Raw genomic sequence first — 698 nt, forward strand, 5'->3', positions numbered from 1 at the left:
AACATGGGGGGACCACCCTCCAAGCCTAAGTACTCCTCAGCGACCGATAGCGAACAAGTACCGTGAGGGAAAGGTGAAAAGCACCCCGACGAGGGGAGTGAAACAGTTCCTGAAACCGGATGCTTACAAACAGTGGGAGCTCAAGGTTCGTCCTGAGTGACCGCGTACCTTTTGTATAATGGGTCAGCGACTTAAAGTAACGAGCAAGCTTAAGCCGGTAGGTGTAGGCACAGCGAAAGCGAGTCTGAACAGGGCGTTCAGTTCGTTGCTTTAGACCCGAAACCGAGTGATCTAGCCATGTGCAGGATGAAGGTGGGGTAACACCCACTGGAGGTCCGAACCAGTGCCCGTTGAAAAGGTCTTGGATGACGTGTGGCTAGGGGTGAAAGGCCAATCAAACTCGGAAATAGCTGGTTCTCCGCGAAAGCTATTTAGGTAGCGCCTCGAGTGAATACCTCACGGGGTAGAGCACTGGATGGGCTAGGGCCGCCCACAGCGGTACCAAACCCAACCAAACTCCGAATACGTGAGAGTACTGCTCGGGAGACACACGGCGGGTGCTAACGTCCGTCGTGGAGAGGGAAACAACCCTGACCAACAGCTAAGGCCCCCAATTCGTGGCTAAGTGGGAAAGGATGTGGGAATCCCAAAACAACCAGGAGGTTGGCTTAGAAGCAGCCATCCTTTAAAGAAAGCGT

General features: G+C 53.9%; 1 rRNA gene (only partly in view). It reads left to right on the forward strand.

Annotation, left to right across the window (positions count from 1 at the left end):
• A 23S ribosomal RNA gene (locus tag ASE86_RS13250) occupies nt 1-698 on the forward strand (its annotated part extends 410 nt beyond the left edge of the window); the annotation flags it as partial.

This window comes from Sphingomonas sp. Leaf33 (genome assembly GCF_001421785.1).
Classification (GTDB): Bacteria; Pseudomonadota; Alphaproteobacteria; order Sphingomonadales; family Sphingomonadaceae; genus Sphingomonas.